This is a genomic window from Halosolutus sp. YCN4, assembly GCF_059736495.1.
In genome coordinates this window covers 736,440-757,388 of the sequence record NZ_JCASSM010000002.1, presented here as the reverse complement: position 1 = coordinate 757,388, position 20,949 = coordinate 736,440, and the positions used below count along the sequence as shown (strand labels likewise).

Below are 20,949 nucleotides of genomic sequence, written 5' to 3'. Positions count from 1 at the left end.
CGCGTCGATCGACGACAAAGCGACCGGCCGGTTCTCGAATCGACTACCGACCGCGCGACCACCGCATTCACCCATGACAACCGACTGGAAACAGGCGATCGAGACGCAGCGGGCGGAGAAAGACCAGTACTTCGGCGAGAGCCGGCGCTCGCCGCTGCCGCCGGAGGAGCGCGAGGAGTTCGACGGTCTCGCGTACTACCCGATCGACGCGGACTACCGGTTCGAACTCCCGCTCGAGGAGTACGACGACCCCGATCGGGTCACCGTCGGCACGAGCACGGACGGCGAGCGGGAGTACCTGCGCTGGGGCGAGTTCCGGTTCACCGTCGGCGGCGAGGACGTCGCGTTGCAGGCCTACAAATCCGATCCGGACGACGATCGGCTCTGGGTCCCGTTCCGCGACGCGACGAGCGGCGAGGAGACCTACGGCGCGGGCCGGTACCTCGACCTCGAGCGCGAGTCACACCGGACGGACGAGGGAATCTGGATCCTCGACTTCAACGAGGCGTACAACCCGACGTGCGCGTACTCCGACCGGTACGAGTGCCCGCTCCCGCCCACCGAGAACTGGCTCGAGGTACCGATCGAGGCCGGCGAGAAGGCGTACCACTGAGCGCGACCGCTGATCGGAAGCGGCGTCAGCCGGGCAGGAAGAGGTTGAGAAACGCGACCACGATCCCCGCGAGCCCCATCCTGATCCCGGCGACGATCCAGTTTTGCTTCGAGATCGAGCCGAGATACGCGCCGAACGTAAAGAGCACGGCCACGCCGATCGCGACGGCGACGAGCGTCGCTTCGAGCAGGGAGAAGAAGACGCCGTGAGCGAGAAAGGGCAGGAGCGGCAGGACGATCCCGATGAGCGGTCCGATCCCGCTCGCGATCGCGTTGATCTTCCTGGCTCCGGCCTGGCGCTCCTGGGGCGTCGTCCCGTCGAGATCGGTCAGCATGGCTCGCTCGATCCGTAACCGTTCCGCCTGTTTCTCGGCGCGTTCGATCTCCCAGACGCTCCAGACGCCCGAGGTGCCCAGGCCGACGGCCGCACCCAGGCCGATCGTGACCACGGTGATCCCCTCGGAGACGCCCGAGAGGTACGCGCCGACGACGATTCCGATGCTCGTCAGCGTGCCGTCGAACCCGTTGGAGATGAAGTACCGCCGTGATATCGACCGGACGTCTTCGTCCACGAGGAGGGATCGAAGAGAAACCACTCGTCTCACCCGCTCAGCGATCCTGTGGCGTCCCGCTCTGCTCGATGAGGCGGTCACCGCAGACGACCTGGTCGATCGAGTGGACGGTTCCACCGAGGTCCTCGATGGTCCCCTCGACTCCCGGCGCGTCGACGTCGTCGCCTTCGATCGTGAGTTTGATGTTCTGGACCTCCCGATCGGTCTCGACCAGGTCGACGTTGACGGCGTCGACGCCCGCACAGCCGGCCGCGGCATCGGCGAACGCGAGGATATCCGGTTCGTGTGGCTTCAGGACGTCGAGGACGAGACGGCGTATCGGCGAACTCATGGTGCGTACGGTCTCCGTCGACGCCCTTAGTGACGGCGGTCGGTACCGATGGACTCGGGACGACGGAGTTCGTTCGCGCGGTCCGACGCGTCCCTCACCGATCGAGCCGTCGCACGAGGACGCCGATCGCGACGTAGGCGGGCAGACAGACCGCGAGCACGACGCCGATGACTCCCCAGTCCGCCAGGTCGAGCGGGACCGTCCCGAAGTACCGGTTGAGCGGCGTGTACAGCACCGCAAGCTGGAGGCCGAACGACGTCGCGACGGCGGCCGCGAGCCACCGGTTCGACAGCGTCGGCGTCTCGCGAAGCCAGCGGATGACGTAGAGCTTCACGAACTCGAGGCAGACGAAGCCCGTAAACACCATCGTCATCGCGTACGGCGTGACCGCGGGGGCGCCGTCGAGCGCGTACAGCATGAGCGCGAGCATGACGACCGTGGACACGACGCCGGTGCCGCCGATCAGGCCGAGCATCTGCCGGTCGATGATCCCTCGATCGGGATCGCGCGGCGGCCGATCCATCACCTCGCCGCTCTTGGGATCGGCACCGAGCGCCAGCGCGGGAAGGCCGTCGGTCAGCAGGTTGATCCACAGCAACTGGACGGCGGGCAGGATGAGGTAGCCGTACAGCGAGGCGAGGAAGACGAGCGCCACCTCCGCGACGTTCGCGCTGAGGAGGTAGGCGACGAACTTCCAGATGTTGTCGAAGATCCCCCGTCCCCGTTCGACGGCGCGCTCGATCGTCGCGTAATCGTCGTCCAGCAGGACGATGTCCGAGGCCTGTCTCGCGACGTCGGTGCCGCGGATCCCCATCGCGACGCCGACGTCCGCGTTTTTCAGCGCGGGCGCGTCGTTGACCCCGTCGCCGGTCATCGCGACGTCGTGGTCCCGGGCCTGGAGCGCACGGAGGATGCGAACCTTGTGCTCGGGCGACGTCCGCGCGAAGACGTCGATCGACTCGACCCGATCGCGCAGCGTCTCGTCGTCCATCTCCTCGACCGCCCGTCCCTCGAGGACCGCGGTCCCGAGACCGAGCGAGTCGGCGATCGCTCGCGCCGTCCGGACGTTGTCGCCGGTCACCATCTTCACGTCGATGCCGGCCCGCGTCGTCGCCGCGATCGCGTCCGCGACCTCCTCGCGCGGCGGATCGATCATCCCCGAGAGGCCCACGGCGGTCAGCCCGTCGGCGAGGTCGTCGGCGTCGGCCGGATCCTCGCGGTACGCCATCGCCAGCACGCGCAACGCGTCGTCGCCGAACTCCCGAACCACCGCCTCGATCCGATCGCGCCGATCGTCGGTCAGGGGTTTCGGCCCGTTGTCGGTCAGGATCCGATCGGAGTGCTCGAGGACGACCTCCGGTGCACCCTTGACGTAACCGACGTCGTCGTGGACGGTACCCATCCACTTCCGTTCGGACGAGAAGGGGACCTCGCCGGTGCGCGGGTTCTCGGCGCGGAGGCCGTCGATGTCGAGGCCGTGCCGATCGGCCGCCTCGAGCAACGCCTGCTCGGTCGGATCGCCGTCCTCGAGCGTCGAATCGTTACAGAGCGCGCCGATTCGCAAGAGCAGTTCCCCGCGATCGGAAACCTGCTCCGCGTCGCCGGCCCCGGCTCCCTCGTCGGCGTCGACGTCGACGACGGCATCGTTCGTCCAGAGCTTGCTGACGGTCATTTGCCCCCGCGTGAGGGTTCCGGTCTTGTCCGTACAGACGACGTCGACGGCCCCGAGGGCTTCCACCGCCGGGAGCCGACGGACGAGCGCGTTCTCCGCCGACATCGCGCGAACGCCGAGCGCGAGCGTGAGGGTGACCACCGCCGGCAACCCCTCGGGAATGGCGGCGACGGCCAGCGATACCGCGGTGAGCGCGGCCTGGACCGCGTCGGTCTCCCGGAGGACCAACAGCGGCGCGACCAGCGCCGAGAGGACGAGGACGCCGAGCCCGAGGGTTCGACCCAGCCGATCGAGTTCGTCCTGGAGCGGCGTCCGCGTCTCCTCGGTCGCGGCGAGTTCGCGGGCGATGTCGCCGACTTCCGTGTCCATGCCCGTCGCGGTGACGACGGCGACGCCCTTGCCGCGGGTGACGTTCGTCCCCTTGTAGACCATGCTCCTCCGATCGGCGAGGGGCGTCCCCGCCTCGACCGCAGTCGACGACTTCGAGACCGGGACGCTCTCGCCGGTCAGCGCCGCCTCGTCGACATCGAGGTCGGTCGCGTCGAACAACCGGCCGTCGGCTGGGACGACGTCGCCGCTGCGCAGGACGACCACGTCGCCGGGAACGAGCGCCGTCGCGTCGACTTCGATCGGTTCCCCGTCCCGGCGGACCGTGGCCGTCGGCGCGGCCAGTTCGCGAAGCGACTCGAGGCTCCGCTCGGCTCGGTAGTCCTGGACGAACCCGAAGATTCCGTTGGCCACGACGATGATCGCGATCAGGATCGCGTCCACCGCCTGCCCCGCCCAGACCGAGAGTCCGGCGGCGGCGAGCAGAACCCAGATCAGCACGCTGTCGAACTGCGCGAGGAAGATGGAAAGCGGCGATCGGCCGCCGCCACGGACGATGTCGTTCTCCCCGTACTCCTCGCGCCGTCGACGTGCCTCCTCGCCCGACAGGCCGTCGGGGCGCGAGTCGAGGCGATCGAGGACGCGATCGGAGGGCACCTCGTGTGGGGGATCGGGCATTGGCGTGACTTTCCAGTCGAATCCCTATAGACTTCCCCAGGCCTGGAGTCGAGAGCGATCGAGTCGAGACTCGTCGCCGAACCGATACAAAGTTACACACTCCGTCGAATTATTTCACCAATGAACGGGTTCGAGATCTCACTCCGCCTCCTCGCCGGGATCGCGCTCATCCTCGCGAACGGGTTCTTCGTCGCGATCGAGTTCGCGCTCACTCGCGTGCGGCAGTACCCGGAGTCGGCGTTCGACGAACCGGGACTCCGCCGGGCGTGGGAGATGACCGACGACCTCGAGATCTACCTCACCAGCTGTCAGGTCGGGATCAGCGCGACGAGCATCGCCGTCGGCATCATCGCCGAACCGGCCCTCGCCTCGATCGTCGAACCCGTCTTCGAGAACACGGCGCTCGCGTCGGCGGGCGCAGGTGCCGTCTTCGCGTTCGTCGTCATCAACCTCCTCCACCTCACCCACGGCGAGCAGACACCCACCTACCTCGGCGTCGAGCGGACGAAGTTCGTCGCCCGGTACGGCGCGACGCCGCTGTACTGGTTCGCGGCGCTTCTCAGGCCCGTGATCTGGTTCGGCGACGCCGTCGCGAAGTGGACGCTCCGGCGGTTCGGCGTCGAGATGACCGGGGCGTGGCTCGAGACCGAGACGGAGATCATCGAGTCGCGCGCCGATCTCCGGAAGAAACTCGGGTCAGTCCTCGAACGGGGCGACCTCCCCGAGGAGCGCCGGGAGGAGATCCTCAACGCGTTCGTCGTCGGTGAGGAACCGGTCACGGACGCCATGACCGACGTCGAGGACGTACAGTTCCTCTCGACGCGGGCGTCGGTCGAGGAGAACCTCGATCGGATCGGTTCGAGTCCGCACACGCGATTCCCGCTGATCGACGACGCGCCCGAGGAGTTCGTCGGCATCGTCTACGTCCCGACGGTCGTCGACCGGATCGACGACCTGCGGGGCGGCACGGTGTCGTTCGCGGACCTCGCGACGCCGCCGGTGACGATGCCCGCCGAGACGACAGTCAGCGACGCGATCGACCAGCTGCAGGCCGAACACCAGGAACTCGCGCTGATCGACGACGACGGCGACATCGTCGGGCTGCTGACGGTAACCGACGCCCTCGAAGCGCTGGTCGGCGAGTTCGAGGACCCGCTCGACGGGGACGAACTCCTGTCCGTGGACCGGCGGAACGCCAGCGACGTGACGTGATCGGCGTCCACGGGTGAGCGGGAGACCCCCGTCGTCCGACCGACGGATAGACGTATACCACATCCGGACGAATACTGGCACATGTACGAGTTCCTCCTCGTCCCCGTCGACGGCAGCGACTCGTCGATCGCCGCGCTCGACCACGCGCTCGATATCGCCGCCGATCACGGGGCCACCGTCCAGTTGCTCTACGTCGCCGACACGAACAAACCCAGTCTCGTCCGATACGAGGGGAACGTCGTCGACGTGTTAGAGGAGGAGGGCGAGGAGATCCTTTCGGACGCACGGGACCGGGCCAAAGAACGGGGCGTTCCCGTCGTCGACGACGTCGTCCAGGGCCAGCCGCGACCGGCGATCGTCGACGCCGCCGCCGAGGGGCCCGTCGACCTCGTGGTGATGGGCACGCACGGCCACCGCGGCCTCAAGGAGTACGTCCTCGGGAGCGTCGCGGAAGGCGTCGTCAACGAAAGCGAGCCGCCGGTCCTGACGGTCCGCACCGAGGACGCGACGCGATATCCCTACGAAAACGTGCTCGTGCCCACCGACGGGAGCGACCACGCGCGGACGGCGCTGCGATACGGCGCAGAGATCGCGGCCCGCCACGACGCGACGTTGCACCTGCTGTCCGTCGTCGACGAGCCGACGCTGGGGCTGGCCGTCGGCTCGACGCCGACGGCCGATCGGCTCGAGGAACAGGCACGCGAGGTCCTCGAGGAGGCGACGTCGGTCGCGACGAACGCGGGGGTCGACGACGTCGAGACGGCGATCGAGTTCGGATCGGTGTCGCGGGAGATCACGTCGGTTGCGGACGCGGCCGACGTCGACCTCGTCGTCATGGGAACCCACGGACGCACCGGACTCGACCAGCACCTGCTCGGATCAGTCACGGAGCGGGTCCTCCGGACGGCCCCGGTTCCCGTCCTGACGACGAACTCGGCGGACGCCGGCGGGGACTGACCGCGGAATTCGAACCCCCGGGTGGCGCCGCTTTCGCTGACGATTTATACCGCCGGTTCGACAGGTGAGGTACGGATGGCCTTTCTCGAGAATCTCGTGATCGTGTTCGTCGCGGGGTTCGTCACGGCGCTGGCGACCGGGATCGGCGCGCTGCCGTTTTTCTTCTTCGACGAGATCAGCGATCGCGGCAACGTCGTTCTCTGGGGGCTCGCGTCAGGGATCATGGTCTCGGCGTCGGTATTCGGCCTCATCGACGAGGGGCTCGCGGAGGGGACGCCGATCGAGATCGCCGTCGGGATGGCCGTCGGCGTCGTCCTCGTCGTCGTCGCCCACGACGTCCTGATGGACGCCGATATCGACCCGCAGGAGTACGAGGAGGCCGACTTCAAGAAACTCGTGCTCATCCTCGGCATCCTGACCGTCCACAGCTTTCCGGAGGGGATCGCCGTCGGCGTCTCGTTCGCCGACCTCGGCCTCGAGGGCGGCGTGTCGATCCTGGGTGCGACCGTCCCCGTGCTGGCGATCTTCATGACGGTCGCGATCTCGATCCACAACGTGCCGGAGGGGACGGCAATCTCGATCCCCCTGAAGGCGATGGGCGTCGCCCGGTGGAAGATGGTCTGGTGGGCGGTGTTCTCGAGTCTGCCGCAGCCGATCGGGGCCGCTATCGCGTTCACGTTCGTCCGGATCGCCCGGGAACTGCTCCCCTACGGCTTCGGCTTCGCCGCCGGGGCGATGATCTACCTCGTGCTCTCCGAATTCATTCCCGAGGCGCTGGACGTCGGCGATCGGCTCCCGAGCGGCGGCAAGCCGGAACTCGCGGGCGGGATCCTCCTCGGCGTGCTAGTGATGGTGCCGCTGACGTTCATCTAACGGGGAACAGAGATCTCGGCGATATAGTTTACATCTTTCGACGGGCCAAAGAATCAAGTCCTCACTCTTTGAAAGCGCAGCAATGCGTGAACTGATCACCGAGACTGTATTACCGTTCCAATGTAACTTATCGAAGCGAACAGTGTTCGTCTGTCTGTCGGGAGTCGAGAAGAGGAGGGTGGGACGATGACGAGGGGATTCCGTACTCGCCGGAATCTTTTAAAGGCGGCTGGACTCTGTGCCGGTAGTACCGCGGCACTCGAAACGATCAGCCGGGGTGCCCGTGGCAGTGGTGGCTCCGTCGGTCGAGGCGTGTCGGGGATCGAGCCGACGCTCGTCGACGAGGACCCTGCTGCGGGCTTCAACTACCCGTACTACCTGTACGCACCGTCTCACCGAGACACCGACGATCCGACGCCGATCCTCGCCGAACCCGTCAACACTGGGACGTCTACTGACGATTTCGGTCGGCATCTCGATGCTGCCGAACGAACGATCGAAGAAGGGACTGGTCGATACCTCGCCGACAACCTCCCCGCCCCGTTCATCGTCCCCGTGTTCCCTCGGCCCAGAGATGAGCCCGTCAATTGGCGCCACTACGTCCACGCCCTCGACGATTGGACGATGGAGATTGACGATGGGCCCCTGGAGCGAGTCGACCTCCAGTTACTGCGGATGGTCGAGGATGCTCGAGAGCGACTCGGAGATCGAGGGTATCCGGTCGCTGACGGCCTCATGCTCAACGGATTTTCGGCGTCGGGGAACTTCGTCGAGCGATTCGCCGCGCTCCACCCCGACGAGGTGACATCGGTCACCGCGGGCGGACTCAACGGGATGCCGATCCTCCCGATCGAGGAGGCCGGCGGGCACACCCTGGACTATCCGGTAGGGATCGCAAACGTCGAGGAACTGACCGGTGAGCCGTTCGACCTGGAGGCCTTCCGTGACGTCGGCCGCTTCCTCTACATGGGCGAGTTCGACGACAGCGACACGATACCGTATACCGATGCCTGGACGGACCACGAGCTACGGGAGACCGCCCTCGACGTGTACGGCGCCCACATGCTGGACGATCGGTTCCCGTACGCGAAATCCGTGTACGACGATGTGAACGCGTCCGCGGTGTTCAGAATGTACGAAGGCGAGAGGCACGGGTCGAGATCGATGCGGGACCACCTCGTTCAGTTCCACAGACGGTGGCTCGACGGGGACGACGTGGAGAGCCTCCGTGCGGACCTCGGCGGCAACGTTCGGGAACTGGGCCCGCACGTCGAACGCGCCCCGAAGGGGCCCGAACTCGGGCAAGAGGTCACCTTCGACGCGGGCCGGTCGGCCGTCTCGGGAGCGGACGTCGTGAACTTCGAGTGGACCTTCGGCGACGGCCGGACGGCCGACGGCGAACGCGTGCGTCACGCGTTCGAGCGGCGCGGCGGCCACAACGTATCGCTGACGGTCACGGACGATGAGGGGGAGACGCATCGAACGGTCACCCAGTGTACGGTCCGCGACAATCGTCGCGAACCGTCGATCACCTTCGAAGACCAGACCTCTACGGGTACGACGGTGGTCGTTTCGGAGGTGGTCGCCGACGCCGAGGTTCATCTCCAGGTGTTCCGGGACGACCAGTGGATCGGCTGGGTAGAATCGCTCCAACCCGGCGTTCACGAAGACGTCGTCGTCACGCTACAGGAACCGTGGTTAGAATCGGTGGAACCGCTGTCGGAGTCCGCGACGCTCGACGTGCAGCTCGCGGACCCCGACAGAAAGTCGCCGCCGGCGACGGCCAGTGCCGAGATCACTGTCGAGCGGGACGTTTCGCCGATCGAACCCACGCTCGTCGAGGAAGACTCCGCCGCGGGCTTCAACTACCCGTACTACCTGTACGCCCCGCCCCGATTCGAGACTGACGAACCGAAGCCGATCCTCGCCGAGCCCGTCAACACGGGGACGTCGACCGACGAGTTCGGCGACCACCTGGCCGCCGCTGAGCGCACAGTCGACGGCGGAATCGGCCGGCGTGTAGCCGACGCCATCCAGGCCCCGTTTATCGTCCCGGTGTTCCCCCGGCCGCGAAATCGACCCGTCGACTCGACACACTACGTCCACGCACTCGACGACCGGACGATGGAGATCGGCCACGGCCCGCTGGAACGAGTCGACCTCCAGTTGCTGCGGATGGTCGAGGACGCCCGAAGACGGCTCAGGGAGCGAGGGTATCCGGTTGCCGAGGGGCTGATGCTCAACGGGTTTTCGGCGGCGGGGAACTTCGTCGAACGGTTCGCGGCGCTCCACCCCGACGAGGTAACGTCGGTCACGGCGGGCGGACTCAACGGGATGCCGATCCTCCCGATCGAGGAAGCCAAAGGCCATACCCTGGACTATCCGGTAGGGATCGCAAACGTCGAGGAACTGACCGGTGAGCCGTTCGATCCGGAGGCCTTCTGCGACGTCGATCGCTTCCTCTACATGGGTGAAATCGATATGAGCGACACGATCCCGTACGACGACGCGTGGACGGACGATCTCCGGGAGATCGCTCTCGACGTGTACGGTTACAACATGCAGGACGAGCGCTTTCCGTGTTCGCGGGCTGTCTACGATGAGGTGGGGGCCTCGGCAGTGTTCCGAACGTACGAGGGCGTCTCACACGACCCGGTACCGGCAGAACTCGACCTCATAGAGTTCCACGAGCGGAGTTACGGGGAGGACGATATCGAAGACATCCGGGCGGACCTCGGTGGAAACACACCCAATCGGCGAGCAGCCATCGAATACACCCCGCAATCTGCATACGTCGGCGAGCAAATCGCGTTCCACGGAACCGGTACTGAACTGTGGGACGGACATCCCGTCACCTTCGAATGGGACTTCGACAGCGGTGAACGGGTGAGTGGGGACGCCGTCACTCACACATTCGAAACAACAGGAAGAAAGGAGATTACACTGACTGTAACGGACAGTACTGGAGAACGGCATCGAGCGACGGAACAGCTCTATATCGAAGAAGAGCCCGAGCAGGTTGAGCCACAGACGCCCGATGACGAATCATCCAAAAGCGCCGGCAATTCCAACGAGTCAGCAGCCGAGGAAACACCGGGTGCCGACGAGTCGACAGCTGAGGAAACGTCGGGTTTTGGCATCGCTAGTGGGCTTGCAGGGGTCGGTGGTGCGAGTTACGTCCTAAAGAGACGGTTCGCTGGCAACGATTCACCAAAGCGGTGACGTGGTGTCATCTATAGGTTTCCGCTTCGATCCGTGCTGCTACTCTGCACGACTCAGTTAATATCTTCGAAAAATAATATAAGTGACTTCGGACTCGGTCGCCGTCCGCACAGTGTCCCCTCTCAAGGGGGGCTTATCGTCCTCGCGGCCGGCTCGCTCGCGTCCGCGCCGATCGTCTGGTACGGCCGGCGCGCTTGGTGAGCCGGGACAGCTACACCCCGACGAGCGTCATCGCGGCGTAGCCGAGGCCGAACGCGAGGGCGAACGACGCGATCCAGGCGACGACGGTGACCCCCAGTTTCCGGGGGCTGACCCCCGCGCCACCGCCGACGGCGAGGCCGCTCCCGACGATCGCGCTCACGATGATCTCGTTGAACGAGACCGGGACCCCCAGCAGGACCGCCGTCTGGGCGATGAGAAACGAAGGGACGAGCGTCGCGATCGATCGGCGCGGGCCGAGCGAGGCGTACTCCTGGGAGATCGACTTGATCATCCGCGGCGCGCCGGTCCAGGAGCCGACGAGGATGCCGAGGCCGCCGCCGAGCAGGATCGCGATCGGCGACACCGTCGACAGGTTCTCGAACAGCGGGAGCAGCGGGCCGACGGCGAGGCCGACCTGGCTCGCCCCCGCGGAGAACGCCACGAGGCCCCCGAGCGCGAGCAGGAAGCGTCGCAGTCCGCCGGCCTGATCGCGGGCGACGTCCCAGCGGACGACCAGCGCGGAAAGCGCCCCGAAGCCGAGCGAGACCGCGGCCGTCGCGACGACCCCGTCGATCGGCACGACGGTGCTCCCGGCCGCCGCGAGGGTCCCGCCGACCGACGAGAGGAACGCGAACTCGAGGTTCGCGACGACGGCGCCGACGACCGCCGCGAGTAGCGGGACGCTGACCCGCTCGGGGACGTCCGAACGCGGAAGCACGCTCGCGATCCCGTACGCGATCGCGCCGCCGACGAACGGGGTGAGAACCCACAGGGCACCGATCTCGACGTACTTCGACCAGGCCGGCTGCCCGCCGATCGCGAACCCGACGCCGATCACCGATCCGGTCACGGTGAACGCGGTCGCGATCGGGTAGCCGGTGGCGATCCCGATCGCCATCAGTCCCGCCCCGATCAGGAGGACGACGATGACCGCGGTGGGCGGGAGGCTGGCGCCGTGGACGAGGTCGCGGCCGACGGCTTCGGAGACGCTCGCGCCCTGGGTTACCGCGCCGACGAAGCCCAGAATCCCGACGACGAACGCCGCGCGCATCGTCGAGATTGCGTTCGCGCCGACGGCCGGGGCGAAGGGGGTCGCACCGCTCGATCCGGCACCGATCACCCAGGCCATAAAGAGGCTGGCGAGGGCGGCGAGGCTGAACAGGAGTATCGTCGTGAGGTCCATCAGTAGTGTACGAAAAGACGGTCGGTCAGCGATTCGTGTACCACGATACGTGGGAAACGGGACTAGTCAGCACCCGCTGGGGAGGCTTTGGACGCGGTACGGTGGCTGCGCCAGCGGCCCTGGATGTAGGCGCCGAGGAACATCCCGCCGAGCGCCCACAGGATGGTGACGTTGCCGACACCGAGGCTGGCGTAGGCGGCTCCGGGACAGATCCCCGAGAGGCCCCAGCCGACGCCGAAGATCGCCCCGCCGACCAGGACGTTCCGGTCGAAGGGCTTCAATCGGCGTTCGTACCGGTCGCCGGTCAGCGGCGCGCTGTCGCGGATCCGGGGCATCACCGCGAAGGCGATTCCGGAGACGATCGCCGCGCCGAACATGACGAACAGCAGCCCGAAGTCGTCGAACTGGAGGAAGTTCAGCACGACCTCCGGCCGCGCCATGTGGCTGAACCCGAGACCGAACCCGAAGATCAGGCCGCCGACGAAGATCAGCGGCATGAACAGGGGATGTCGGTTCTGACTCATTACGGACTCACCCCCAGTGCCGCGACGATCTGGGCGGTCGCGATGGCGACGAGCAGGAACGTCACCACGCCGGCGATCGAGGTCTTCGACGCCGAGCCGACGCCGCAGACCCCGTGACCGGACGTACACCCTTTCCCGATCCGGGTACCGATCCCGACCAGGATGCCGCCCAGGAACAGCCGCCAGGGCTGGACCTCGGTCAGCCAGAGCGTCACGCCGCCGACCTCGTACAGTTCGCCGGTCGACCCGGGCTGGTAAAGCGACGTCGTGATCACGCCGGACTGCACCGTCGCCGCGAACGCCAGTGCGCCGAGGATGATCCCGAGTGTGAACACGACGCGCCAGTCGCGGGACGAGATGTACCGCTTGAACCGCGGCTGGTCCGAGACGTACGACAGCGTGGACTCGAGGAACGTGCTCGCCCCGGCCGGGATGCCGGTCCCGACGTAGATGACGACCGTGCCGAGGCCGACGAGCATTCCGCCGACGGCGTAGCGACTGATCCCGTTGGGGAACAGTTCGGCGGCCAACTGAAGCGGTACCGGATCAGCTACCATCGGTCGGATTAGTCACCCGCGAGCGATTCCTGGCTGGCGGCGCAGTTGTTCGGGCCGAGTTCGAGTTCGAACGCTTCCTCGTCGTCGGCCTCCTGCTGTCCGAGGTTCGTCGGGATGATGTCCTCGTAGTTGGCCGGTCGGGGCGGCATGTCCGAGAGGATCAGCTCGACGAACTCGTCCTCGTCCATCGTCAGCGCGTTCATCTCCTCGACGAGCTGGCCGATCGGGGCCGTGTAGGTGCCGTCCTCTGCGGGTTCGGCGGCGTCGCTGAAGTGCGCGCCACCGATGAGGGTCTCGTCGGGCAGGGTCAGCACGCGCTCCTGGAGCGACTCGTAGAGCTGCGCGGCGGCCTCGGGCGCGCCGTCGTCACCCTCTTCGAGGTCGGGTCGAGCGACGCTCTCGACGAACAGGCCGTCGCCGGTCGCGAGCAGCGAGTCGTCGATCAGGTACGAGGTCATCCCGGAGGTGTGACCCGGCGTGTACACCGTCTCGATCGTGGCGTCGCCGACCTGGAACTCGTCGCCGTCGTCGGCCAGCGTCACGTCGTCGGCGTAGGTGACCCCACGGCCGACCGACGCTTCGGGGATGACGCCTTCGACGCCGACGGCGTCGAGTGCGCGAACGCCCGAGATGTGGTCGGCGTGAATGTGCGTGTCGATCGCGTACTTGAGGTCGACGCCGAGGTCGTCGGCGTCGTTGAGGTAGCGATCGGTGAACGCGCGCAGGGGGTCGATCACGGCGGCCTCGCCGTCGTCGTAGACGAGGTAGCCGAGACAGCCGCTCGAGGGGCGCTGGTACTGGAGCAGCGTACCGGCGCCGTCGTAGCTCTCGACCTCGACGGCCTCGTAGATGCGCGCCCAACCGTTCATCCCGTCTTCGAGGTGGTGCACGTCGTAGTCGCGCTCGGCGAGGGTGCCGGCGACGTACTCGCTGGCACCGCCTTTCGCACAGAGGACGGTGATCTCGCGGTCCTCGGGAATCTTCTGGAGGACCTGCGCGTCGATGTCGTCCTCGAGGAACTCGAAGTACGGAACGTTGATCGACTCGACGTTCTCCCCGTCGATTCGCCACTCATCGTAGTCCGATTCCATTCGCGCGTCGAGGATCGTAACCTCCTCGCCCGCGTCGATGCGTCCTTTCAGTTCGTCCGGCGTCACCGATTCGACTTCGACGTCCGGCGTCGGAAAGTCCATTTCGTCCATGTTGTACACTCATCCGTACCGGCCGCTCGCACTTAAGGGTTTGCATAGTTATTCACTTACTGCACAATACAGCTGACGTCAGTCGAACGCGTTTATGATCCAATGTGCGCGTGTACGTATGGGTTGTGGGGTGATATATCCCATTCCGACGAACGACGGCTATTCACATCGGCCACAATAATCGATATCCTTTTATGGTCGTAGCCAATATTGTACGATAGCTCCAATACAGAGCACATCGAAAACATGAGTTCGAAATACGACACCACGGAGACGCTCGACGTGAAAGGACAGTCGTGCCCGATGCCCATCGTGAAGACCAAGCAGGCCATCGACGATCTCGGCGAGGGCGACGTCCTCGAAGTCGTCGCGACCGACTCGGGCAGCATGAGCGACATTCAGGGCTGGGCCGAAGGCACCGACGGCGTCGAACTCCTCGATCAGGTCGAGGACGGCGACCTCTACACCCACTACGTGAAGAAAACGGCATAAGATGAGTACGGACAACCCCACGACACCGATCGACGCCGACGGCGAGATCGACCCCGACGAGCTGCAGGCGCTGTACGAGCGCGTCGACGAGCTCGAGGAGTCGCTCGCCGACCTGGACGAGGGCGACGACCAGAAGAAGATGACGATCGTCGCGACCCAGGGGAGTTTCGACATGGCGTACCCGCCGCTGATCCTCGCGAGCACGGCGGCCGCCTTCGGCTGGGACGTCGTCGTCTTCCACACCTTCTGGGGCCTGGACATTCTCCACGAGGAGAAGTCCCAGAACCTCAAGCTCTCGGCCGTCGGCAACCCGAACATGCCGATGCCGAACGCGCTCGCCGCGCTTCCCGGCATGGACTCGATGGCCACGAAGATGATGCAGAAGAAGATCGACGAGAACGGCACCGCCACCATCGAGGAACTGATCGACCTCTCGCTGGAGAGCGGCGTCGACCTGCAGGCCTGCCAGATGACGATCGAGCTGATGGAGTACGACGAGGACGACTTCTACGACGGCGTGACGACGGGCGTCGGCGCGGCCACCGCGCTCCAGCACATGGCCGAATCCGACATTCAGCTCCTGGTCTGATCCATGCTCGAAAACGGACGCATCGACCCACCGCGATCCGCCGACCGCCCGAGTCTGCGGGTCGTCGAGGCGGTCGCCGACGCGGACGGCGTCGATCCGATCGACGTGAAACCGCCGCTAAACGATGTCGTCGACGCGGCCGCACTCGATCGGCTGTTCGAGTCGACCGCGCGAACCACCCCGCGATCCGGCTGCGTCTCGTTCAGCTACCGCGGCTACGACGTGACGGTCCACGCGGACGGTCGCGTCGAACTCGAGTAAGTACTGCGCACTTTTCCCGTCGACCGCCGGACGAGAGCCGCCGGTCTCCGATCGACCCGCCCCGCGACCGCCGGTCACGCACCGAGAATTCCCAGTATTGGGGAACCTGAGAAATACTTTATTGACTCGCGCACCTAGCAACGCGTATGACAGATCCGTTCGTCGTCGTCGGCGGTGACGCTGCCGGGATGAGTGCCGCGAGCAAGGCAAAGCGCGAGGATCCCGACCTCGACGTGATCGTCTTCGAGAAGGGCGAGTGGGTCTCCTACGCGGCCTGTGGGATGCCCTACTACGTGAAGGGGACCGTCGAGGACCTCGACGACCTCGTGGCCGTGACCCCCGAGGAGTTCCGCGAGGAACGCGACGTCGACCTCCGGACCGGCCACGAGGTCGTCGCGATCGATCCCGAGGCGAAGACGGTGACCGTCGAGGCCGACGGCGACCGGTTCGAACAGCCCTACGAGTCGCTCCTGATCGGCACCGGCGCTCGCGCCGTGACGCCGCCGTTCGACGGGTTCGACCTGGAGGGCGTGTTCACCCTCCGGAGCATGGACGAGGCCGACGCGATCGAGGACTTCGTCGACGCCCGCGACCTCGAGACGGCGGCGATCGTCGGCGGCGGCTACGTCGGCGTCGAGATGGCCGAGGCGCTCACCGAGCGCGGTCTCGACGTCTCCATCTTCGAGATGCTCCCGCAGACCCTCCAGCCGTTCGGCGAGGAGACCGCGCGGGTCGTCGAGGACCACCTCCGCGACCAAGGGGTCGAGTTGCACCTCGAGACGGCGGTCCAGGGGTTCGCCGGCGGCGACGAGGTCGAAGCAGTTACACTCGAAGACGAGTCGGTACCGGCCGATGTCGTCATCGTCGGCGTCGGCGTCGCGCCGAACGTCGAACTCGCCGAGGAGGCCGGGATCGAACTCGGCCCGACCGGCGCCATCGCGATCGACGAGTACGGCCGCACCAACTACGAGGACGTCTACGCCGCGGGCGACTGCGCCGAGGCGAGAAACGTCGTGACCGGCGGACCGGATCACGTCCCGCTGGCGCTGACCGCCAACCGGGCCGGCCGGGCGATCGGGTCCACCGTCGCGGGCGATCCGACGGAAACCGGCGGTACGGCCGGCACGGCGATCGTCAAGGCCTTCGATCTCGGGGCGGCCCGGACCGGCGTGATCGACCCCGAGCGCGCCCGCGAAGCCGGCTTCGATCCCGTCTCCGTGACGATCGAGGCACCCACGCGACCCCACTACTACCCCGGCGCGACCGAACTCACCGTGACGCTGGTCGCCGATCGCGAGAGCGAGCGCGTCCTCGGCGCGAGCATCGTCGGCCGGGACGGCGCGAAGCGGATCGACACGGTCGCGACCGCCCTGACCGCGGAACTGACCGTACCGGAACTCCAGGATCTCGACCTCGCCTACGCGCCGCCGTTCAGCCCCGTCTGGGACCCGGTCCTCACCGCGGCGAAGGTCCTCGCCGGCAAACTCGAGGACTGAACCGCTCGCGGCGGTAGACGACCGGGATCGACCCGTTTCCCCCGTTGTTCGCCGTCCGATCGTCCCGTCAGCGTCTCGCTCCGTATCCCATGGTGGCGTTAACTGGCCGGGCGGTGTAGCCGTCCGCGATGAGCGCCCTCGAGACCGTCCTGGTCGAACTCGTCGTCATCCTGCTGATCGCGACCACGGTCGGCGCCGCCCTCGCGAGGCGCGCGAACATTCCGTACACGATCGCGTTGCTCCTGGTCGGCGTCGGCGCGTCGGCGATCGGCCTCCCCCGAACGATCGGGCTCACCCGGGACCTCATTCTCCTCGTCGTCCTTCCCGCGTTGCTGTTCCAGGGCGGCGCGAACGTCGATCTGCGACGCCTGCGGCGGAACCTCCTCCCGGTCGTGCTGCTGGCCGGCCCCGGCCTCGTGCTCTCGATCCTCCTGCTCGGCGCGATCGGCCGGCACGCGTTCGGCTACTCCGTGCTCGTCTCCCTGCTGTTCGCCACGATGATCCTGCCGACGGACGCGGTGTCGGTGGTGGCGGTGTTCGAGGACCTCGGCGCGCCGGAGCGACTCTCGACGGTCGTCGAGAGCGAGAGCCTGCTCAACGACGGGGTGGGCGTCGCCCTCTTCTCGACGATCCTCGCGGTCGTCGTCGAAGCCACCCGGCAGGGGACGTCGCCGGCGGACGTTGCGTCCCCAGCGGCCCTCGCTCGAACCGTCGGGGTCGAACTGCTGATCGCGAGCGTCGGAGGGTTCCTGGTCGGCGTCGCGGCCGGCCACCTCGTCTATCGGGCGATGGTCGTGGCCGACGACGCGATGCTCGGCGTCAGCCTCACCGTCGTCCTGGCCTACGGGTCGTACCTCCTCGCGGACGCACTGGGCGCGAGCGGGGCCATCGCGGCGGTCGTCGCCGGCCTGTTCATCGGCGATCGCGGCGAGACGGAGGCGCTCGACTCCCAGACGCGGATCACCGTCGTCACGACCTGGAGCGCCGTCGCCTTCCTGTTCAACACGCTCCTGTTCGTGCTCATCGGCCTCGAGACGCCGATCGAGGCCTTCGTCGACGGCGCCGCCCTCGTGGCGATCGCGTTCGTCCTCGTCGTGCTCGCCCGGGCCGCCGTCGTCTACCCGCTCGTCTCGGCGGCCAACCGCTGGCTCGACGAGTCGATCGGCCGCTCGTCACAGCACCTGATCGTCTGGAGCGGCCTCCACGCGTCGATCCCGATCGCGCTGGTCCTCGGCCTCCCGACCGACCTGCCGGTCGCCCTGCGCGAGGAACTCCGCGCGCTGGTCTTCGGCGTGGCGGCGCTCAGTCTCCTCGTCCAGGGGCTGACGATCGGCCCGCTGCTCGATCGCCTCGGGATCGTCCAGCGATCGCCGCCCGAGGAGGTCTATCGGCTCCTGACGGCGCGGCTTCGAGGCGTCGACGCCGCCATCGCGACCGCGAGCGAACTGCACCGGAGTGAAGACCTCCCGCGGGACCTCTACGTCGAGTTCTGCGAAACGTACGGGCGGGAGAAGAACCGCCTCGAAGCGGCGATCTCGCAACTCCTCGAGCGCTATCCGTCCGTCCGCCGACAGGCGGAACTCGGGGGTGAACGACGCGTCCTCGAGAGCGAGAAGGACGCGGTCATGGCGGCGATCAAGGCGGGCGTCGTCGAGGGGCGCGACGCCGATCGCCTCCTCGAAACCGTCGACGAACGCCTCGAGCGCGTCGACGAGGGCGAAAGCGACGTGCAACGGCTCGAAGAGACCGCCTTCCGGGAGTTCTGGACGGACGCGATCGACGCGTACGACCTCGACGTCGATCGTCCCTGGCGGGACGACGAGGACGAGACGGCGACCGGTACCGAAGACGCGTGAGACGCGCAGGCCGCGGACCGGGGAGACCGCACTCGTTCGATCGGGTGCACACCGACGTCCAGTGGCTGTTATAGTAGTCACTGAAAGTCACTGCACACCTGATCGCAGGGCAGCGTTGCGATCAGTGTGTAAATCGTTTCAGTGACTGCTAGCTTCATACCCGTCGGCGGTGAACGACCCGATCGCATGACCGAAACTGGCACCATCACGTTCGTCCCGAGCGTCCACTTCTCGCCAACCCACCGGAGACGCGTCCGTGAGACGATTCGCGAGGTCGACCCCGACGTCGTCGCCGTCGAACTCGACGCGCGACGCTTCGAGCGACTCGATCGCAACGAGCGATCGACGCCGGTCGACCTGGCCCAGGAACTGCCGCCACCGACCGCGGCCGCGTACGCGACGCTGCGGGCCCTCCAGCGAACCGTCGTCCGACTGTACGGGCTCGACCCCACGAAGACCGACATGGAGACCGCGATCGAGACCGCGGCTGAACTGGACACCGACGTCGCGCTGATCGACGACCCGCTGGTGGACACGCTCGACGCGCTCGGACGGCGCGTGGGGATCGAGACGCTGCCGAAACTGCTGGTCCGCACACAGCTGATGGGTCCCGAGGACTACGCCAGGGGGGTCGAGGCGATGACGACGTCGTTCGCGGCCGTCGAGCACGGCGACGACGTCCAGCCGATGATCGACCACGTTCGACGGCTCCTGCCGGAGGTCGCCGAGGTGCTGATCGACCGCCGGGACCGATCGATGGCGGCCCGCCTCCACCGGCTTCGAAGCGAGGGTCACGACGTCGTCGCCGTCGTGGGTGCCGGCCACCACAACGGGATCCGACGCGTCCTCGAGAGCCTCGATCGCGAAGCCGCCGATCAGGACGTGGTCGTGCCGATCGAGACACCCTCGCGCTCGGTGACGCGGATCCCGATCGACTGATCGATCGGCAGTATCGAGATCGCGGTGGCACGTCCTCAGGAGCCTCTGCCAGAATCGGGAGCCATGGGAGCACCGTCGGAATCTGCGGGCTCGCCGGGCCGTTTCGGGAGGTGCTGGTACGTACAGAGGTCGCCGCTCTTGACGACGACGTGCAGGATATCGCCCTCCTCGACGTCGGGCATCTCCGACGCCGGTTCGACGTGTTGATCGACGAGTTGCCCCTCCTCCTCGAGCAGGAGGACCGCGTGTCTGCCGTCGACGATCCGATCGACGACGGCGACGTACCGCTCCGCGGCGGTCGATTCGTCGCCGTCGGTCGCCCGATCGGCCCCCGTACTCGCGCCGACGCCCGCCGTGGCGGCGACCGTCGCGCCGATAGCAGCACCGAGCGTTCGAACGACCGGTCGTCGGGACAGCGGGGTGCGAACTGGCATACCCCGTCTGGCCGCGCCTTTGCTTATAAACTCGCGACTGAGAAGAACGAAGAGTGATCGATCGAACCGGAGCGTGGCCGATCGAACGGGCCGAGAGACGGGAGACGCACTCGACTGGAACCGTAATTGTATGACTTCAGATATACCTGTGAATACGAGAGGTCATAGAACCATCGAGAGCAGGCGATCGGGGTCGACCGGTGATCGAACGGGCCGGTCCGGAGACGCATCCGGTGTGATCCAGAGGGCCTAATCGCCAGTCTCGACGAATAAGCGGCCGGATTCGATCCCACAGGATCGATCGCCGGACGCCCAAATCGAAATGCACGTTCGTAACGGAGTCGAACGCCCGTACTGGAGAAACATCGCACGTCGAATTCGACGATTTTCGGCGCCAAACGTCTGTAATATCCGAATTACCGAATCGAGGTTCGCAAACGGCGAAGGCTATGGGCCTACTCCCAGAAAACCATTCTAGTGCTGATTGGTTTCGTTATCTCTATAAGTATTGGTAAGATAGTCGGCGGTGTTCGATCGACTCTCTCCTGGGGAGGTTAGCGGTCGCGGAGGAGAACAGGGATATCGAACGATCGGAACGGGAGACGATCCGAACGGTCGGATGGGGCGCGTCGGAGCGGAAATTACACCGACGGCGCGGCGATGGACGGGGGCTTGCGGCGCTATCGTCGACGAAAATCCGTTACAATCATATGTCTGTAAACAGTTATGGTTCCGGTACGTTTTTGCGATCGGATACCC

The 20,949-nt window shown here is 66.5% G+C and carries 19 protein-coding genes; 11 read left to right on the top strand and 8 right to left on the bottom strand.

Features of this window, described 5'->3' with window-relative positions:
- The first annotated feature begins 73 nt into the window (after nt 1-73).
- Nucleotides 74-613, top strand: coding sequence for a DUF1684 domain-containing protein (locus tag AC6I6X_RS09970; RefSeq protein WP_497930358.1), 540 nt, complete (start codon nt 74-76; stop codon nt 611-613).
- Between the two features lie 25 nt (nt 614-638).
- On the opposite strand, the gene AC6I6X_RS09965 is transcribed toward AC6I6X_RS09970, so the two are convergent.
- The 3 genes from AC6I6X_RS09965 to AC6I6X_RS09955 form a co-directional block, all read right to left on the bottom strand.
- The gene (locus AC6I6X_RS09965; protein WP_497930357.1) at nt 639-1,208 is read right to left on the bottom strand and encodes a VIT1/CCC1 transporter family protein; all 570 of its coding nucleotides are present in this window, start codon (nt 1,206-1,208) and stop codon (nt 639-641) included.
- 13 nt (nt 1,209-1,221) lie between these two features.
- The gene (locus AC6I6X_RS09960) at nt 1,222-1,515 is read right to left on the bottom strand and encodes a DUF211 domain-containing protein (protein ID WP_497930356.1); all 294 of its coding nucleotides are present in this window, start codon (nt 1,513-1,515) and stop codon (nt 1,222-1,224) included.
- Between the two features lie 94 nt (nt 1,516-1,609).
- Complete coding sequence (locus tag AC6I6X_RS09955) at nt 1,610-4,192, bottom strand: cation-translocating P-type ATPase (RefSeq protein WP_497930355.1); 2,583 nt, start codon at nt 4,190-4,192, stop codon at nt 1,610-1,612.
- A 120-nt stretch (nt 4,193-4,312) separates the two neighbouring features.
- Between AC6I6X_RS09955 and AC6I6X_RS09950 the strand changes: the two genes are divergently transcribed.
- The 4 genes from AC6I6X_RS09950 to AC6I6X_RS09935 all read left to right on the top strand — a co-directional run bounded on the left by AC6I6X_RS09950 (nt 4,313) and on the right by AC6I6X_RS09935 (nt 10,456).
- On the top strand, nt 4,313-5,404 hold the full coding sequence (locus tag AC6I6X_RS09950; protein ID WP_497930354.1) for a CNNM domain-containing protein: 1,092 nt from the start codon (nt 4,313-4,315) through the stop codon (nt 5,402-5,404).
- Nucleotides 5,405-5,485: 81 nt separating this feature from the next.
- Nucleotides 5,486-6,361, top strand: a complete 876-nt coding sequence (locus AC6I6X_RS09945) for a universal stress protein (protein WP_497930353.1) — start codon at nt 5,486-5,488, stop codon at nt 6,359-6,361.
- A 75-nt stretch (nt 6,362-6,436) separates the two neighbouring features.
- On the top strand, nt 6,437-7,234 hold the full coding sequence (locus AC6I6X_RS09940) for a ZIP family metal transporter (protein WP_497930352.1): 798 nt from the start codon (nt 6,437-6,439) through the stop codon (nt 7,232-7,234).
- A 312-nt stretch (nt 7,235-7,546) separates the two neighbouring features.
- On the top strand, nt 7,547-10,456 hold the full coding sequence (locus AC6I6X_RS09935; protein ID WP_497930351.1) for a PKD domain-containing protein: 2,910 nt from the start codon (nt 7,547-7,549) through the stop codon (nt 10,454-10,456).
- 211 nt (nt 10,457-10,667) lie between these two features.
- On the opposite strand, the gene AC6I6X_RS09930 is transcribed toward AC6I6X_RS09935, so the two are convergent.
- The 4 genes from AC6I6X_RS09930 to AC6I6X_RS09915 form a co-directional block, all read right to left on the bottom strand.
- Complete coding sequence (locus AC6I6X_RS09930; RefSeq protein WP_497930350.1) at nt 10,668-11,840, bottom strand: inorganic phosphate transporter; 1,173 nt, start codon at nt 11,838-11,840, stop codon at nt 10,668-10,670.
- Nucleotides 11,841-11,902: 62 nt separating this feature from the next.
- On the bottom strand, nt 11,903-12,364 hold the full coding sequence (locus AC6I6X_RS09925; protein ID WP_497930349.1) for a YeeE/YedE family protein: 462 nt from the start codon (nt 12,362-12,364) through the stop codon (nt 11,903-11,905).
- A complete protein-coding gene (locus tag AC6I6X_RS09920; protein ID WP_497930348.1) occupies nt 12,364-12,921 on the bottom strand; it encodes a YeeE/YedE family protein in 558 nt (185 codons plus the stop codon). Before AC6I6X_RS09920 ends, AC6I6X_RS09925 begins: the two co-directional genes overlap by 1 nt.
- A gap of 8 nt (nt 12,922-12,929) precedes the next feature.
- Nucleotides 12,930-14,123: an MBL fold metallo-hydrolase gene (locus AC6I6X_RS09915; RefSeq protein ID WP_497930347.1), complete on the bottom strand. Its 1,194-nt coding sequence runs from the start codon at nt 14,121-14,123 to the stop codon at nt 12,930-12,932.
- Nucleotides 14,124-14,369: 246 nt separating this feature from the next.
- Here AC6I6X_RS09915 and AC6I6X_RS09910 point away from each other — a divergent pair, with 246 nt between their 5' ends.
- From AC6I6X_RS09910 to AC6I6X_RS09885, 6 genes are all read left to right on the top strand, one after another.
- Nucleotides 14,370-14,615: a sulfurtransferase TusA family protein gene (locus AC6I6X_RS09910; protein WP_250139451.1), complete on the top strand. Its 246-nt coding sequence runs from the start codon at nt 14,370-14,372 to the stop codon at nt 14,613-14,615.
- Between the two features lies 1 nt (nt 14,616).
- Nucleotides 14,617-15,204 carry a DsrE/DsrF/DrsH-like family protein gene (locus tag AC6I6X_RS09905; RefSeq protein WP_497930346.1) on the top strand — a complete coding sequence of 196 codons (588 nt, stop codon included), beginning with the start codon at nt 14,617-14,619 and terminating at the stop codon, nt 15,202-15,204.
- Between the two features lie 3 nt (nt 15,205-15,207).
- Complete coding sequence (gene ddfA / locus AC6I6X_RS09900; RefSeq protein ID WP_497930345.1) at nt 15,208-15,465, top strand: DdfA family disk-determining factor; 258 nt, start codon at nt 15,208-15,210, stop codon at nt 15,463-15,465.
- A gap of 146 nt (nt 15,466-15,611) precedes the next feature.
- Complete coding sequence (locus tag AC6I6X_RS09895) at nt 15,612-16,961, top strand: FAD-dependent oxidoreductase (RefSeq protein WP_497930344.1); 1,350 nt, start codon at nt 15,612-15,614, stop codon at nt 16,959-16,961.
- Between the two features lie 128 nt (nt 16,962-17,089).
- Nucleotides 17,090-18,817 carry a cation:proton antiporter gene (locus AC6I6X_RS09890; RefSeq protein ID WP_497930343.1) on the top strand — a complete coding sequence of 576 codons (1,728 nt, stop codon included), beginning with the start codon at nt 17,090-17,092 and terminating at the stop codon, nt 18,815-18,817.
- 186 nt (nt 18,818-19,003) lie between these two features.
- Nucleotides 19,004-19,756: a TraB domain-containing protein gene (locus AC6I6X_RS09885; protein ID WP_497930342.1), complete on the top strand. Its 753-nt coding sequence runs from the start codon at nt 19,004-19,006 to the stop codon at nt 19,754-19,756.
- 35 nt (nt 19,757-19,791) lie between these two features.
- On the opposite strand, the gene AC6I6X_RS09880 is transcribed toward AC6I6X_RS09885, so the two are convergent.
- Nucleotides 19,792-20,190 (bottom strand): hypothetical protein, encoded by a 399-nt coding sequence (locus AC6I6X_RS09880; RefSeq protein ID WP_497930341.1) that lies wholly within the window; start codon nt 20,188-20,190, stop codon nt 19,792-19,794.
- Nucleotides 20,191-20,949 lie beyond the last annotated feature (759 nt).

What these genes read in the sequence shown, in the direction of transcription:
- AC6I6X_RS09895 (WP_497930344.1), top strand. Translation starts at nt 15,612, where the DNA reads ATGACAGATCCGTTCGTCGTCGTCGGCGGTGACGCTGCCGGGATGAGT.
- AC6I6X_RS09940 (WP_497930352.1), top strand. Translation starts at nt 6,437, where the DNA reads ATGGCCTTTCTCGAGAATCTCGTGATCGTGTTCGTCGCGGGGTTCGTC.
- AC6I6X_RS09915 (WP_497930347.1), bottom strand. Translation starts at nt 14,123, where the DNA reads ATGGACGAAATGGACTTTCCGACGCCGGACGTCGAAGTCGAATCGGTG.
- AC6I6X_RS09945 (WP_497930353.1), top strand. Translation starts at nt 5,486, where the DNA reads ATGTACGAGTTCCTCCTCGTCCCCGTCGACGGCAGCGACTCGTCGATC.
- AC6I6X_RS09910 (WP_250139451.1), top strand. Translation starts at nt 14,370, where the DNA reads ATGAGTTCGAAATACGACACCACGGAGACGCTCGACGTGAAAGGACAG.
- AC6I6X_RS09970 (WP_497930358.1), top strand. Translation starts at nt 74, where the DNA reads ATGACAACCGACTGGAAACAGGCGATCGAGACGCAGCGGGCGGAGAAA.
- AC6I6X_RS09920 (WP_497930348.1), bottom strand. Translation starts at nt 12,921, where the DNA reads ATGGTAGCTGATCCGGTACCGCTTCAGTTGGCCGCCGAACTGTTCCCC.
- AC6I6X_RS09955 (WP_497930355.1), bottom strand. Translation starts at nt 4,192, where the DNA reads ATGCCCGATCCCCCACACGAGGTGCCCTCCGATCGCGTCCTCGATCGC.
- AC6I6X_RS09890 (WP_497930343.1), top strand. Translation starts at nt 17,090, where the DNA reads ATGAGCGCCCTCGAGACCGTCCTGGTCGAACTCGTCGTCATCCTGCTG.
- AC6I6X_RS09905 (WP_497930346.1), top strand. Translation starts at nt 14,617, where the DNA reads ATGAGTACGGACAACCCCACGACACCGATCGACGCCGACGGCGAGATC.
- AC6I6X_RS09960 (WP_497930356.1), bottom strand. Translation starts at nt 1,515, where the DNA reads ATGAGTTCGCCGATACGCCGTCTCGTCCTCGACGTCCTGAAGCCACAC.
- ddfA (WP_497930345.1), top strand. Translation starts at nt 15,208, where the DNA reads ATGCTCGAAAACGGACGCATCGACCCACCGCGATCCGCCGACCGCCCG.
- AC6I6X_RS09925 (WP_497930349.1), bottom strand. Translation starts at nt 12,364, where the DNA reads ATGAGTCAGAACCGACATCCCCTGTTCATGCCGCTGATCTTCGTCGGC.
- AC6I6X_RS09880 (WP_497930341.1), bottom strand. Translation starts at nt 20,190, where the DNA reads ATGCCAGTTCGCACCCCGCTGTCCCGACGACCGGTCGTTCGAACGCTC.
- AC6I6X_RS09950 (WP_497930354.1), top strand. Translation starts at nt 4,313, where the DNA reads ATGAACGGGTTCGAGATCTCACTCCGCCTCCTCGCCGGGATCGCGCTC.
- AC6I6X_RS09885 (WP_497930342.1), top strand. Translation starts at nt 19,004, where the DNA reads ATGACCGAAACTGGCACCATCACGTTCGTCCCGAGCGTCCACTTCTCG.
- AC6I6X_RS09930 (WP_497930350.1), bottom strand. Translation starts at nt 11,840, where the DNA reads ATGGACCTCACGACGATACTCCTGTTCAGCCTCGCCGCCCTCGCCAGC.